Raw genomic sequence first — 13,390 nt, forward strand, 5'->3', positions numbered from 1 at the left:
TTTAAGTTGCTTGAAAAATTCTTTCGTCAAGCATATCTAATACTTTGCTGTCCCGGTTCATGTCAAATTTTCTAGCAAAGTAATATTTATCTTTAATTAAATTTGGAAAATCTTCAGATGTGAGGATGCGGGGATGACCGTGTCGGCTGTTCTCCCAATCAATATAGCGCATATTGCGGGGATAAAAATTAAACAAACCACTATTTAATAAGATGGTTTGCATAAAAGATTCATCGGGAAGGCGAACTTTCTTGTAGTAGTTCACCAAATCAGGATTGGCAGAGCAAAAATCATGAATGTATTGAATGCATTGTCTAGAAATTGTTTTAAAGTAAGAGCCTCCATAGCATACAAATTTGTCATTAAATGGAGCTGAAGCGGCCCGTTGCCCGATGATGAGTCCATAGGAAGAATCAATCCGCACAAAAGGCTGAACATTATTAATAAGAACTCGAAAAGGTTTGAATAAGGCTCTTTGCCACTTGGCTAATTCTATACCTGACCACCAGTATTGATAGAAGTAGCGATCGCGCCCGTCTTTAGCTCCCCAAGTACACTTATCAGAAAGCACATTAAAATAATCAAAAAATCCATCGTACTCGGTTGCAGCCAGAAAATTCTCAAATTTTGAGAGCGATTGAGTCGGATAGTCTTGACCTGTGAGATTAGCTAGCCAATCAAATTGAATATTCTGGGTTAAAATCCAGTCAACAACATCCAAATAAGCTTGGGTAATTGAGAAATCGCCTCTTCCAACTTTCTTGGCTCTCAGTACTTTAACATTCGGTAAACTCTCGAAGAGTTCTACATCTATTTGACTAGCATTAAAGTTATGACTCATCACTATATAAGAGTCATTACTGGACTTTTTAATAACTTTAACCAGCCGATAAATTTGCTCCGGATTGGTATGGGTTTGGATCAGGTAGACAACCCTCATATTCTGTAACCTATTTTGATGGCGAGCGGGTGTTTATAAAAAAGGTTCTATCATTATGCCAATTGACGGGAACGATCTTGAAGAATGCGTCGTTTTTGGGCGGCTCCTGTCATTTTTAAGGCAAAACTTTCCATCTGGCGGTAGAGAGGACGTGGCAGTAGCCACAGCGAATAGGCAGCTCCCAACGTCAAAAGTGTCCGCCGGGGTTCGTCAAGAATCATGCGCCAGTGGGTAGATAAGGCGCGGTGAGCCATGTCTACAGCGGTTGGAGCAGCTTTCAGCCGGACTGCCCAGCGGGCTAATTTCCGCAACTCGTAGGCTTTAGCTGGGTTTCCATACTGAGCAATCAAATCTGGAGCATAGGAGCGGGTTTTTTCCAGCACTTTTTCCAAGTCTTCTAACTGCTTAAGCAGATTTGCTGAAGCGCCCCCAGCATTTACCCGGTACAGCGTCAAAGCTTCAGGAATGCCTTCGATTTGCCAATCAGTCTTCAAGGAAATGCGAAGCCAGCATTCGACATCTTCAAAATGTCGCAATCTTTCATCGAAATAACAATCTTTTGCAGTACCCTGAGGAGCATCTTGAAACTTAATAGCTTCAAAAACCTCTCGCCGAATCACCGGAACTGAGCCATTTCCAATCGGGTTACGGCAGAGGATCAAGGGTGGAGCAATATCCTTGAGTTTAGGCATTTGATAGATACCTAATGGCTGCCCCGCTTCGTCAATAAAAGCAGAGCGGCTAAAGCTAAGCCCGACAGTTGGTGAATTTTCTAGATGCTCAATATGTTTTTCCAGCTTTTCTGGCAGCCACAAATCGTCTCCATCTAAAAAAGCCAGATATTCTCCTTGAGCATGGCGAATTCCTGTATTTCGAGCGGCGCAAACTCCGCTATTCTGCTGGCGAATAATTTGAATTCGAGGATCTTGGAATTGCTGACAAATTTCTACACTTCGATCGGGAGAACCATCATCAATAATTAGAAGTTCAAAATGTTTATAGGTTTGGTCTAAAACTGATTGCACTGTAGCAGCTATATATTTTTCGACTCCATAAACCGGAATTATGACAGAAATTTTTTTCATTTTAATTTTGAAAAATTGTGAAAAATTAATATTTGCTACAGCCAGCACTTCCTTGTGATTAACTGCCCCCTTACTCTGACTGACTTATAGTAGGAACATCCTTTGTCATGGAAGTACTGGGACGCAAATTACCAAATTTACGGGCTATGGCAGAAACTAAACGACGCGGTTTATGAATCAACAAATTATAAAAGGTGAGTGACAGCCGCTTCTGGTAGGACTTTGGTGCAAGACGAAACGAAACATCTTGAGCGTTTGTGTTACAAAGTTCCCTAGGTATTTCAGCGGAGGCAGTTTCTTTAAATGCTTCTGTTAGTTGAGTAGCTAAAGTAGGAAAACCTAACTTTTCTGCCATTTCTACGATCAGATGACCGTCATAATTAATGTATTGTTGATGTTTGAAATCTCCACAATAAACAATGCCAAAATCCAAGTATTCCTCTAGCTCATTGGCTAAGCGCACCAAAAGAATATCGCGATCAAGCGGATCGAGCGTATCAATGCGGTGAAAAATAGCGGGAATCGTCTTTTTATTCCAGGACAGCGTTGCATATCTAGCAAGATACTCCTCAATCTCTTTGCCAACAACACGTTTTACCTGTTCGCGTTTGGCATTAGAAATGCCTTTTTTCCCGTTTCCAAAGTCACCATGAGTATAGGTAGCATGAAGCAGACCTGTTGCTACTATCTTTGCAGGTACATGAAGAGAAACCAGGATACTAGCAGTGCTGACTAGATGGGCAATAAACGTCTTACCTGAGGCTCGAAAAGCACCTGTGAACAGCTGCATTGTCAGCTGATAAGCATCACGGATGCGGTTAATATCGTTGCTTGAGTAGCCTTCTGCACGTAGCTGGTTGAAGAGTTGAATGTTTGTTTGAGCAAAAGAGTGCATAATTTTGCTTTTGATTGGAATGCTTCATTTTTGTTGCACTTGGCTTAGGCGAAGTCCATTGATTTTGTCTAAGTCAAGTGCATTTAAAAAAATTAACAATCATTGAACGGCTTAGGCAAAACGTCTCTCTGAAGAAGGAAAACCCAAACAACATTTCAATTTCAACAGGAGCGTTCCTGAAAAAGCGGGGAATCGCTTAACACAGAACAAGTTTAGTAATAGCATCCACTTTTCCAAGGTAGGAGTACGACTAAAAAAGTCTGTGGATTGCGATCGCTTTCCCCACTTGTTTTCTGGATGAAGACTTAGGTTTTGGCTGTGTAAGGGTATTTATCGTCGAAGCGATCGCACCTTCTTTTGGCACCTTCGTTTCGTCGTTCTACACCCTTACACGCCAACCTAACGGGACGATGCCGTCACTGTAGGCTTCTTCTCCGGTATTGCAGGCATCTGAGGTTGTAGCCCTTTCGCTTGCAGGCGAGCCTGACGATTCGTGAGATAACGGTTAAACACCTTATCTAGAGGACGCAACACTTTTGCCACCCCGCCCCCAGCAAGACCTAAAGTCAGGCGGCTACCAATTGGGTTCAGGATTGTCACGTATCGCCGCCATCCCAAGCGCTTGTAGCGATATTTGAAGTACCCGTCCTCGTCCAAATTCCATTTATCGCGCAAGCGATGCAAGCTATTGAGTTCCCAAGCGTCGCTCCAACGCAGCATATAGAAGAGCATATCTGACGGCTTCAGGGGCGGGCCTGGAACATAAGTGACAAGACACGCAGGCTCAAAGTAAACGCTACCACCCGCCTCAACGACTGTCATGCAGAAATCGAGGTGTTCTTTAGTATTGAACATTTGTTCATCGAGCAAGCCGACTTTCTCAAAGATTTCAGTGCGAACCAGTACGCAATGGAATTCTGCTAGTTCGGTTTGTTGACGTTTGAGCTTGGGTCGCACCTCCGCTACTTTCTGACCTTGCTTGTACATTTTCTCGCGGAGACGCCGTCTGGGGTTTTCGCCGACTTTTTCCAGCCAAATGTGGGCTTCTCCACCGGCAAAATGGACAATTTCGTGTACCGGAGTGCCTTGGCAGGTCAGGGGACCCACTACGGTAGCGTTTGTCTCTTCAGCGCACTGAACTAAGCTTTCCAACCAGTCTGGGCTGACGATCACATCGTTATCGATAAAGACGAGATACTTGGTTGTAACCTGACTCAGACCGAGGTTTCTGGCGCGGTTTGGAGTGAGGTAGTGATCGGTGCGAATGATTTGAAATCCTTTTTCACTCGCTTGCTGTTGCAAATAACGCTGAATGTGAGCGGGTGAACCCCCATCTACGTAAACTAACTTGAATGGGACTGATGTATGTTCGTAAATGCTTTCCAGCGACTCGCGGGCGCAGCTGAAACGTTCGCGGGGTGAAACAACAATCGTAACTTGGGGATCTAACATCAGGAACTCCTCGCTAAAGACTAAACAATTTATCGGCTGTTTTGTTTGCTATGCATCAACTCAGCTAGATAGGGAAAAAACTTGTTTGTGTTTAAAGTCTGTACTGTGTAGTTGCCCGGTGTCGCTTGGGCAGGTCTGTTTTACACAGGCAAAGACTGGAGATTGTGGTAAGACCAGTAAGCTCCCTGCTGGGCAAGCAACTCGTCATGCCCTCCCTGTTCGATAATTCGACCTTTCTCCATTACCACAATTTTGTCGGCATTCCGGACAGTAGCCAAACGGTGGGCAATCACAATTACAGTCCGGTTTGTTCGCAAACGTTCCAGTGCTTCTTGCACTAACTGTTCTGACTGCGAATCTAAGGCGCTGGTGGCTTCATCGAGAATCATGATTTCCGGGTCGCGCAGCATTGCCCTAGCAATTGAAATGCGTTGTCGTTGTCCTCCGGAAAGCCTAACGCCTCTATCTCCTACCACTGTGTCGTATTGGTTGGGCAACTGACAGATAAATTCGTGGGCATTGGCAAGGCGGGCTGCCTCAATCACCTTTTCTCTGTCCATTCCCTCTAAACCGTAGGCAATGTTATCCAGAAGTGAGGCATTAAAGATGTAGGTGTCTTGGCTAACGACTCCAATGTGCTGGCGTAGCGAGACAACATCGTAGTTCCGGATATCTTGACCGTCGATCTCGATAACACCATCGGTCACTTCGTAGAAACGGGTAACGAGAGATGCCACAGTGGATTTCCCGGCTCCAGAAGCGCCAACCAGCGCCACAGTTTTGCCACGAGGAATTTCTAGATCCAAACCGTTGAGGACGTAAGACCTGCCGCTGTAGGCAAATTTTACATTTTGGAAAAGAATGCGATCGCGCAACCCTGTAAATTTCTGGTTTCCATTAGGAAGCGGATATTTCTCTGGTAACGAGAGCGCCTCCGTGACTTTCGTTAACGCTGGCAGAGACTCTTGGACAGAACCCCTCGCGGCATTCACCTTTTTCAGTACCGGAACAATTCTAATCAGAACCAGCATGAATATCAGCAGCTCTGCGGTCGTGAGCAGACCCTTGGAGATAAACAAAGTGTAGCTACCGACTAAAACCACCATCGCCGCAGCCAAAGTCGCTAACTCTGTCAGCGGGTCGATGATGTTTAGCTTCTTAGCTAGTCCGATGTTCGCCTCCATATAATTGCTACTGATCTTATTGAAGCGGTTCAGTTCAAAATCCTCCGCACCATAAGATTTAACGATGCGAACACCGCTTAACGTATCTAAAGCCATCGCGTTTAGAGTGCGTTTAGCAGTAACAACTAAACCCCCCGATGTCTTAATCTTTTTCAAGAAATAACTGAGCCATAAAGCAACGCCTGTAATCAAAAATGTCGTTAGAACCGTCATTTTCCACGACACGATCACCAACGTTCCCAAATACGCGATTAAAATCAGCAGGTTGGTCAAGCCATAAAAGAAGTTAGTCAACAGCTTGTTTGTTTCCATCACCTCTGTATGTAAGGTGCTGGTTACTTTACCCATCTGCACATTATCAAAAAATTCAATGGGCGAATATAAATAGGTTTGATACAGCCGTTTCCTCAAGCGTTTGATGACGGCTTCCCGATAAATGGAAGTCAAGACTTGGGAAATGTAGTAGAAATACCCTTTTAAAATTAAAGAACCCATGAGGACTAAGGCAAACAAGCTAATGAGCGTTCCTTTACCTTGCTGCGCTAGCCAACTGTTCAACCCTTCCGTTAAAGCCATTTGAGGAAGAAGCGTTCCACCTCCTTCATTCAAAATTACTTTTAGGAAAGGAATCATCAATCCGATTCCTACACTATCTAGAATAGAAGACAAAATCATTGTCACTAAACCTAGATAGAGAGTTTTCTTCTGCACCTCCAAAATCAGAGAGGTCAGTTTATCGAATTTTCCAATTCGCTTCATTAAGCCCAATTTTAATTTTGCTTTAGCCTCACGCAACCTTGTTTCTCGTCCGAGTGTCTGACTTCGACTCATAGTGTCTACCGCTACTGAACCTTTGAACAGCCAATCGTTGATTGCTAATTCCAGGCTAAATTTTCTTGCCGGAGCGTTTTTTCCTGATGTTTCACTGTGCCGACGCTTGCTCTTAAATTATTTTGCTCGTAGGAAACACAGTGTTAGCTTTGTTTACTTTCTCTAGTAAATGTTACCAGACTTTTTGCTATAAAAGCATCGAAGAAACACGATTTTCCCTATTTTTAATGTGAAGTTTTAGTGAAGTTGCAATTAATATAAAATCCTTACTTGAAGTTTTTATTTTTTAACTCATTCAATCAGAAAATTATTCGGTTTATATCATGTTTTTTCTAGAAAAATATACTTCTAATGGCAGATTTTAACCTGCCAAATGCAATTTTAACGGTTGAACTCTATCTAATGGTAGATTTCTACTAACCGCTCGTTCAACTTGTTAAAGTCGTAATGCGCTTCTACGTAGGCGCGGCCGGAGCGACCCATTTCAGGCCAAACTTCCGGATGTTCAAATAAATAGCCCAACTTTTCAGCCAGAGTATCGGCATCTCGTTCGGGAACCAAAAAACCTGAAATCCCATCTTCAATCAGTTCTGGAATGCCACCGTGTTGCGTCCCTATCACGGGTAAACCCATTGCCATTGCTTCTTTTAATACGTTTACGGGGGCATCTTGATCGCCGTTCTTCGCTGTCACGCAGGGGGCAATAAATATATGGGAGTTGTCGAGAATTTCAATGAGTTCCTGCTGCTGCTTGTGACCCAGCAATTTTACTTTGTCACTAACATCCAGCTCATCAATGAGTTGCTGCAAACTTTCCTTTAATGGCCCATCCCCAACGATGTTGTACTCGATGTTGGGGTATGCCTTAGCCAACTTGGCAATGGCACGAATTCCATACTCAATCCCTTTTTTTTCGACAAGGCGACCTGTGGTGACAATTCCAATGCGACCATCAGCGGGTAGATGACGTGTGGTAAACACAAACTTGCTACAATCGATGCCCGAACGAAGGACGATGATTTTCTTCTCATCGCAACCTAGCTTAATCAGGCGACGTTTGAAATAATCGCAGTTAGAAAGAAAAAGGTCTCCTGTGGCGAATAAGGGATTATAAACGTCTTCACCGAATTCCTGAATATGCTGGCTAATATCGAAACCGCGAAATGAGGTAATTAATTTTCCGTGGGGCGCACCAATCAGCCGAAATGACATCCCGATGAATCCTAAAGGGCCAAATTGACAATGGATGACGTCGTATTCTTTGTTGCCCAATAATGAGACTGCTGCATATAGTAACCTCAATGAAGCAGCTTCTTTGCCATACTTAAAAACATTAAGCGATCGCAGCAAGAGGGCCGGGTCTTTGTAGCTGTTCGCGAATAGCAACCCCAAGCCTTTTAGCCCGCGAATCGCAATATTAGATGGCATTTGGATATAGTAGGTGCGATTCAGGAGTTGGTACTTTTCTACTGCTGGATGCACCTTGGAAGTATCTCCGAGTTGGTCAGAATAGATATCAACTTCGTGACCCCGATCGATTAAACCAGCGATTTGGTTTAAGATAAAGGTTTCTGACAAAACCGGAAATCGACCAACAATCATCGCGACTTTCACAACAATTCTACCCCTATAACTTGACTTTTCTATTTACTAAATACCCTATCAGGTAATTAGCAGTTTCTCGTATATTTCAACTAAATAGTCGTTTAGCTGCCCAATTTCATAGTGCTTTTCCACGTATGCACGACCAGCCGCACCCATTTCGGGCCAGACCTCTGGGTGGGCGATTAGGTAGCCTAATTTTTCAGTCAAAGCATTGACATCCCGTTCTGCAACTAGGAACCCTGAAACCCCATCTTCGACTAGCTCAGGGATGCCACTATGGTAAGTGCTGGCAACTGGCAAACCCATTGCCATTGCTTCTTTTAAAACATTAGGAATTCCTTCTTGATTATTATCCTTACTGGTTACGCAGGGAGCTACAAAAATGTGGGAATCGTTGAGAATTTGCACGACTTCGTGCTGTTGTTTCCAACCCAAGAGATTTACTATATTTCCAACATCTAGCTCTTGAATCAGTTGCTGCAAGTCTGGCTTTAAAGAGCCATCACCAATGATATTGTATTCAAGATCGAGGTTCATTTTTGTCAAGTTAGCAATAGCGCGAATACCATATTCAATCCCTTTTTTTTCAATTAGGCGACCTGTTGAAACAATCCGCACTTTACCATCGGGATGCGGATAGCGTGTCTTAAAGGAAAACCGATTACAATCGATTCCTGAGCGGAGTACAATAATTTTTTTTTCATTGCAGCCCAGACTAATCAATTTATTTTTAAAATGGTTACAAATGGGCAGGAAACAGTCTCCTTTTTCAAAAAGCTTTTTATAGATATCGTCACCATATTGACTGAGATACATAGTGAGGTCAGAACCTCGAAATGAGATAATTACTTTAGCTCTAGAGGCAGCAATTGTCCTAAAGTACATCCCTAAGAATCCTAAGGGTCCAAACTGGCAATGGATTATATCGTATGGCTTATTTGATAGAAATGGGAGTAACGAGAATGTTGTATACAGCATCCTCAATGAAGCAGCTTCTTTGCCATACTTAAAAACATTAAGCGATCGCAGAAATGCAACAGGATTTTTGGGGAAATTTGCTAACAGCAGCCAAATCGCCTTAATTACATAAATTAAAGGATTGGCTGGTCTTTGCTCCGGAACATAGTAGGTGCGATCAAGAAGTTGATATCTTTCCACATCTAGGTGGATTTTGGCAGTATCGCCCGGTTTCTGGGCGTAAATGTCAATCTCGTGTCCTCGCTCAATCAGTCCCACAATCTGATTTAAGATGAACGTCTCTGATACAGTAGGAAATTTACCAACAATAAAGGCGATTCTCATCGTAAATTTCACCTAATATCCGATACTCTGCTGTCATCATTCTGGACGGTTAAGCATCAAGAGCCTTTAGGTCGTTTGAACTGTTTTAGTACAGATAGGTAAAGGTCTTTGGTATTGAATACATAGAACATCAAGATTAAATAGGTCAAAGCCATTACCGCCAAACTGACAATGACTGTAGCCCAAACGGTTAAAGTTGGCGCGATCGCTAACTTAACCCCAAACGCGATCGCTCCTGCGATTAGAGATGCCAGCAAAGGATGCTTCATGGCTTCTAATAAATTGAGCATGGTGATAGACGTGCCGCGCGTTGCATAGTACATACAAGGCAATGTCTGCAATAGCTTGGCAATTGAATAACTTAAAGCAACACCGCGTGCGCCATAAGGTAATCCAAAGAAAAAAGAAATCACTAAGAAGCTGGAAGAAAATACTCCCCACTTGAACATCTGAGCTGTCCTTCCTGAAGAAATATAGAGCCAGCCAGAGGTATTCGTAAGTGGTTGAACGAGTGCAGATATACCAAGAAGCTTGAAGATTGTACCAGCCTCTCCCCATTGGGAGCCAAGTATCAGCTCGACCAATTCTTCGGAGACAATCATCATAAAGAGGACGATAGGCGTCGTCAAAAATCCGATCAGCGATAGTCCTTTTAAATAGTGATTGCGAAATTGCTGTGGCTCAGAATGCAATCGGCTCAGACCGGGAACGGCAACAGCGGTAATTGGGGAGTTGATTTGTTGCAAAGGAAGCATCATTAGGCTGTATGCTTTCGCGTACACACCTAGAGCCTCAGCACCCCACACCCGTCCGATTAAAATGTTGTCCAGGTTTCGGGCGCAGTAGTTAAGGACGCTGAAACCAGTGAGGTTGCCACCAAAAGCCAGCATAGAACGGACGCCTGAGCGTTGAGCAGGTAAGCCAGGACGCCAACCACACATTACCCAAACCCCAGCAGCCGTGACGATTGCCGTAGTCAGTGACATAAATACCAGCGACCAGTATCCAGCCCCATACAAAGCCGAAATAATCGCGATCGCTACCCCCAGCACGATGGAGACGATCTCAATTGCAGCGAGAGCGGTAAAGCGCATCTGTCGCCGAAGCAAGGCTTGGTGCTGGACGCTCAACCCACCAAATATAAATGCACTGGCAGAAACGATCGCAATCCAGGTCAGGCGCGGCTCACCATAAAACCAAGCGATCGCCGGTGCCATAGCCGCAGTCAATAGCATCAGCAAGAGGCTCATCCCCACATTCACCCAAAACAGGGTGCTGACTTGCTTGTGGTTGATTTCGGCTCTTTGGATCGTCGCCGTTGACAGACCCATGTCATTGAAGAGAAACACAATACCCGTCACGCTAGTCACCATCCCAATTAGACCGTAGTCTTGAGGTGAGAGTAGACGAGCTAGCACAACCGTCGATCCCATTTGAAGTACAAATTTGCACCCCTGACTCACCATCGTGACTGCACCGCCACGAACCGAGCGACCTTTTAAATCAGCCTTCAGATGGTCAGTCTGAAAGTGCTGAGTTTGGTCAGGCTCAGATAGAATCTTTTTCTCTAATCTCGACAAATTGATACCTCTTATAAAACTCTTTGAAGCGACTACTTGAAAAGTTACTAATCATTTTGGGTATTTATAGAAGAATTTAAACCCTTCGTATAACTCACCTCAATTTGGTAGGTCTTCAAACTAAATTTAGGGCGTCTCCTTACCGAGATTTTCTAAATTTTTACTCCAGCGCTGATATCGAAAATCACGAAATTTAGTAGATATCTGCCGAAAATAGTTAGCGAATTTAGGGGAAAGCGATCGCATCACCAGCCATTTCAGCAGTAAGCGCTGAGCGCTGCTATTTAGGAGCATTTTTGGATACAAACGAACTGCCGTTTTTAGTTTGTAACCCGCTTGCTTAACTGCATCAGGATCTGCTTTACGAGTTAAATACAAATCGGCGAGGTGCTGATAAACATTTGCTAAACTCTGGTTCTTGAGAGATTGCAACTCTGCTGGTGCTGTCTGAAAAGCCTTTTCAAGCGCCATCAGATTATATTTTTCCCTAACCTCTATTTTGGAAGAAATTGAGCCAGGTACTTGACGATAAAAAATCTGATGTTGAGGAACCAGAACGTAAGACCACTTAGCTGCTAACCTGAGCCAGTAATCCCAATCATGAGTAGATTTTAGTTCTGGGTCGAGTTCCCCAACGGACTCAATTGCTTGCTTACGAATCAGTGGAATTGAACCACAAACTAGAAAATTGCTGACTAATAATTGTGGATAAACATTTCCTTCAAAATATACGGGTTGCTGCACATATAAAAGTTTTCCTTTTTCATCTATAAAAGAAGTCCAGCTATAAGCTACTCCTGCTTCGGGGTGCTTTTGTAATTCTGCAAGTTGTAGTTCTAGCTTGTCTGGTGTCCATAAATCATCTGCATCAATAAAGGCAATAAATTCACCTTTAGCGTGAGCTAAACCGCGATTGCGAGCGACGGCGGCTCCGCCATTTTCATAGACAAATACTTTTACCCGTTCATCTACAATTCCTTTAAGCAGTTCTACGCTTTTGTCACTCGATCCGTCATCAACTAAAATTATTTCCAAGTCTGAAAATGTTTGCTGCTGAACAGATTTAACCGTTTCCAAGATTGTTTGTTCAGCATTGTAGACCGGAATTATCACTGATATTACTGGCATTTAGTTTAACCTTTGTGTAAGTCTAATAAAAAAAATGTTATCTTAATTCCCCTCAATCATCAGTAAACAGTTTAAAGTTCTGTTTTGACTCTATAACCGTTTTCAGGAATATTGGTCTCAGTGAATAAAAAGCTAGGAAACTTTTCTTTGATGCTAATTCCTAACATAACTAACCCAGGCCAATAAACATAGGCAAGAGCCTCTATATTTTCCCCAAAAGTAAACATAAATATCACCAAGATTATACTTAATCCTACTCGTGAAACTCGACTGCTTTGCGACTTAATTACTAAATCTATGAAGCTCCAAGCCAAGGGAATGACAAGTGCCGTAAACCCTACGATTCCTTTCGTTACCAGAAGACCAAACCAAGTATTGTGAGAACCGATGGGCTTGAATGTTGCAACAGCAGGCCCTTTAAATTCACCAATTCCATGTCCCCATATAGGAGCTTCTTTCCAACGTTCTACTGCTAGGCGAGCCAATATATCTCTCACTCTGGAAGAGCCTGCTCTTGCCTGGTAGAACATATCTGAGAAAGCTCTAAATGAATTGATTAGCCAGGAAGAAAACACTCCCATAATAAAACTAGCGATTCCGGCTATGAGCTGTATATAAGGTTTCGTAAAATTTGATAAAGCCCAAGTAGAAAATATGACAAAAGGAAGAGATACAATACCTAGGCGCGAAACCGAACCCACAATCATTGCAACCGCGCCAATCATGCCAATGAATCGCCATTTTTTGTTCGATTCTTGCGCTGCTAGAAAGAAATAGATATTTCCTACCATTCCCAAGGCGGGTGCCCAGGGGGTAAACAATTCAAGACGAACTCCACCTCCTTCAGGATCGAGACCGTAGAGGTTAACACTGTAGTAAGCAAGACCGCTACGTTCTATGATCCGCAAAGGGGAAGTGTAGATATGAGAAGGTAGGTGTAATCTAGACGCTGTATAGCAAACGATCACAGCAATTAAGCTTTGCAGACAAAGTATGCAAGCTGCTCTATAAATTATCTGTGGTCGAATTTTTAAACAGCCTGCAAGAGGAAATAACGCTAAGGGAGCATATCTTACAACCCAATTGATTGATGAGTTAAGAATTTTGCCTAATCCTAGATTGAAATTCATGTGAGCAGCAATTAAAGCCACCTCCATGACTAAGATACAAATAATCCACACCCAGATTGTTGTGGGAATGGTTATTTTCTCCTCAGTGGGCGTATTCTCTGTTTGGTTCCACAGTTTCTTTCCTACACGCCACAAGAAAAACCAAGCTAGTATAGGCACTAAGGTCATTTGTAGCCCAAGAATGTGAATTACATAAATCCAGGTAATGTAATACCAAATCAACTTTTCTTCAAGATTTTGAGGTTTCATTGATATCTG

General features: G+C 43.2%; 10 protein-coding genes. All 10 read right to left on the minus strand.

Features of this window, described 5'->3' with window-relative positions:
* Position 1: 1 nt before the first annotated feature.
* Positions 2 to 940: a beta-1,6-N-acetylglucosaminyltransferase gene (locus NC997_RS10800; RefSeq protein WP_190524545.1), complete on the minus strand. Its 939-nt coding sequence runs from the start codon at positions 938 to 940 to the stop codon at positions 2 to 4.
* Positions 941 to 993: 53 nt separating this feature from the next.
* Positions 994 to 2,025, minus strand: a complete 1,032-nt coding sequence (locus NC997_RS10805) for a glycosyltransferase family 2 protein (protein WP_190430090.1) — start codon at positions 2,023 to 2,025, stop codon at positions 994 to 996.
* 70 nt (positions 2,026 to 2,095) lie between these two features.
* A complete protein-coding gene (locus tag NC997_RS10810; protein WP_190524548.1) occupies positions 2,096 to 2,920 on the minus strand; it encodes a DUF6817 domain-containing protein in 825 nt (274 codons plus the stop codon).
* Between the two features lie 399 nt (positions 2,921 to 3,319).
* Positions 3,320 to 4,372 (minus strand): glycosyltransferase, encoded by a 1,053-nt coding sequence (locus tag NC997_RS10815; protein WP_190524551.1) that lies wholly within the window; start codon positions 4,370 to 4,372, stop codon positions 3,320 to 3,322.
* A 140-nt stretch (positions 4,373 to 4,512) separates the two neighbouring features.
* Positions 4,513 to 6,387 (minus strand): ABC transporter ATP-binding protein, encoded by a 1,875-nt coding sequence (locus tag NC997_RS10820; protein WP_190524554.1) that lies wholly within the window; start codon positions 6,385 to 6,387, stop codon positions 4,513 to 4,515.
* 399 nt (positions 6,388 to 6,786) lie between these two features.
* Positions 6,787 to 8,001 carry a glycosyltransferase gene (locus NC997_RS10825; protein ID WP_190524557.1) on the minus strand — a complete coding sequence of 405 codons (1,215 nt, stop codon included), beginning with the start codon at positions 7,999 to 8,001 and terminating at the stop codon, positions 6,787 to 6,789.
* A gap of 48 nt (positions 8,002 to 8,049) precedes the next feature.
* On the minus strand, positions 8,050 to 9,294 hold the full coding sequence (locus NC997_RS10830) for a glycosyltransferase (RefSeq protein ID WP_190524560.1): 1,245 nt from the start codon (positions 9,292 to 9,294) through the stop codon (positions 8,050 to 8,052).
* Positions 9,295 to 9,350: 56 nt separating this feature from the next.
* A complete protein-coding gene (locus tag NC997_RS10835; RefSeq protein WP_199306015.1) occupies positions 9,351 to 10,874 on the minus strand; it encodes an MOP flippase family protein in 1,524 nt (507 codons plus the stop codon).
* 126 nt (positions 10,875 to 11,000) lie between these two features.
* Entirely contained in the window at positions 11,001 to 12,002 is a 1,002-nt protein-coding gene (locus tag NC997_RS10840) for a glycosyltransferase family A protein (RefSeq protein ID WP_190524563.1), read from the minus strand.
* Positions 12,003 to 12,073: 71 nt separating this feature from the next.
* The gene (locus NC997_RS10845; protein WP_190411167.1) at positions 12,074 to 13,381 is read right to left on the minus strand and encodes an O-antigen ligase family protein; all 1,308 of its coding nucleotides are present in this window, start codon (positions 13,379 to 13,381) and stop codon (positions 12,074 to 12,076) included.
* Between the last annotated feature and the right edge of the window lie 9 nt (positions 13,382 to 13,390).

The sequence above is a fragment of the Trichocoleus sp. DQ-A2 genome, assembly GCF_039961915.1.
Lineage (GTDB): Bacteria > Cyanobacteriota > Cyanobacteriia > Cyanobacteriales > FACHB-T130 > FACHB-T130.

Bases quoted from the DNA above. Each gene is read 5' to 3' on its own strand.
- NC997_RS10820 (WP_190524554.1), bottom strand. From the start codon at position 6,387: ATGAGTCGAAGTCAGACACTCGGACGAGAAACAAGGTTGCGTGAGGCT.
- NC997_RS10845 (WP_190411167.1), bottom strand. From the start codon at position 13,381: ATGAAACCTCAAAATCTTGAAGAAAAGTTGATTTGGTATTACATTACC.
- NC997_RS10800 (WP_190524545.1), bottom strand. From the start codon at position 940: ATGAGGGTTGTCTACCTGATCCAAACCCATACCAATCCGGAGCAAATT.
- NC997_RS10815 (WP_190524551.1), bottom strand. From the start codon at position 4,372: ATGTTAGATCCCCAAGTTACGATTGTTGTTTCACCCCGCGAACGTTTC.
- NC997_RS10805 (WP_190430090.1), bottom strand. From the start codon at position 2,025: ATGAAAAAAATTTCTGTCATAATTCCGGTTTATGGAGTCGAAAAATAT.
- NC997_RS10840 (WP_190524563.1), bottom strand. From the start codon at position 12,002: ATGCCAGTAATATCAGTGATAATTCCGGTCTACAATGCTGAACAAACA.
- NC997_RS10810 (WP_190524548.1), bottom strand. From the start codon at position 2,920: ATGCACTCTTTTGCTCAAACAAACATTCAACTCTTCAACCAGCTACGT.
- NC997_RS10830 (WP_190524560.1), bottom strand. From the start codon at position 9,294: ATGAGAATCGCCTTTATTGTTGGTAAATTTCCTACTGTATCAGAGACG.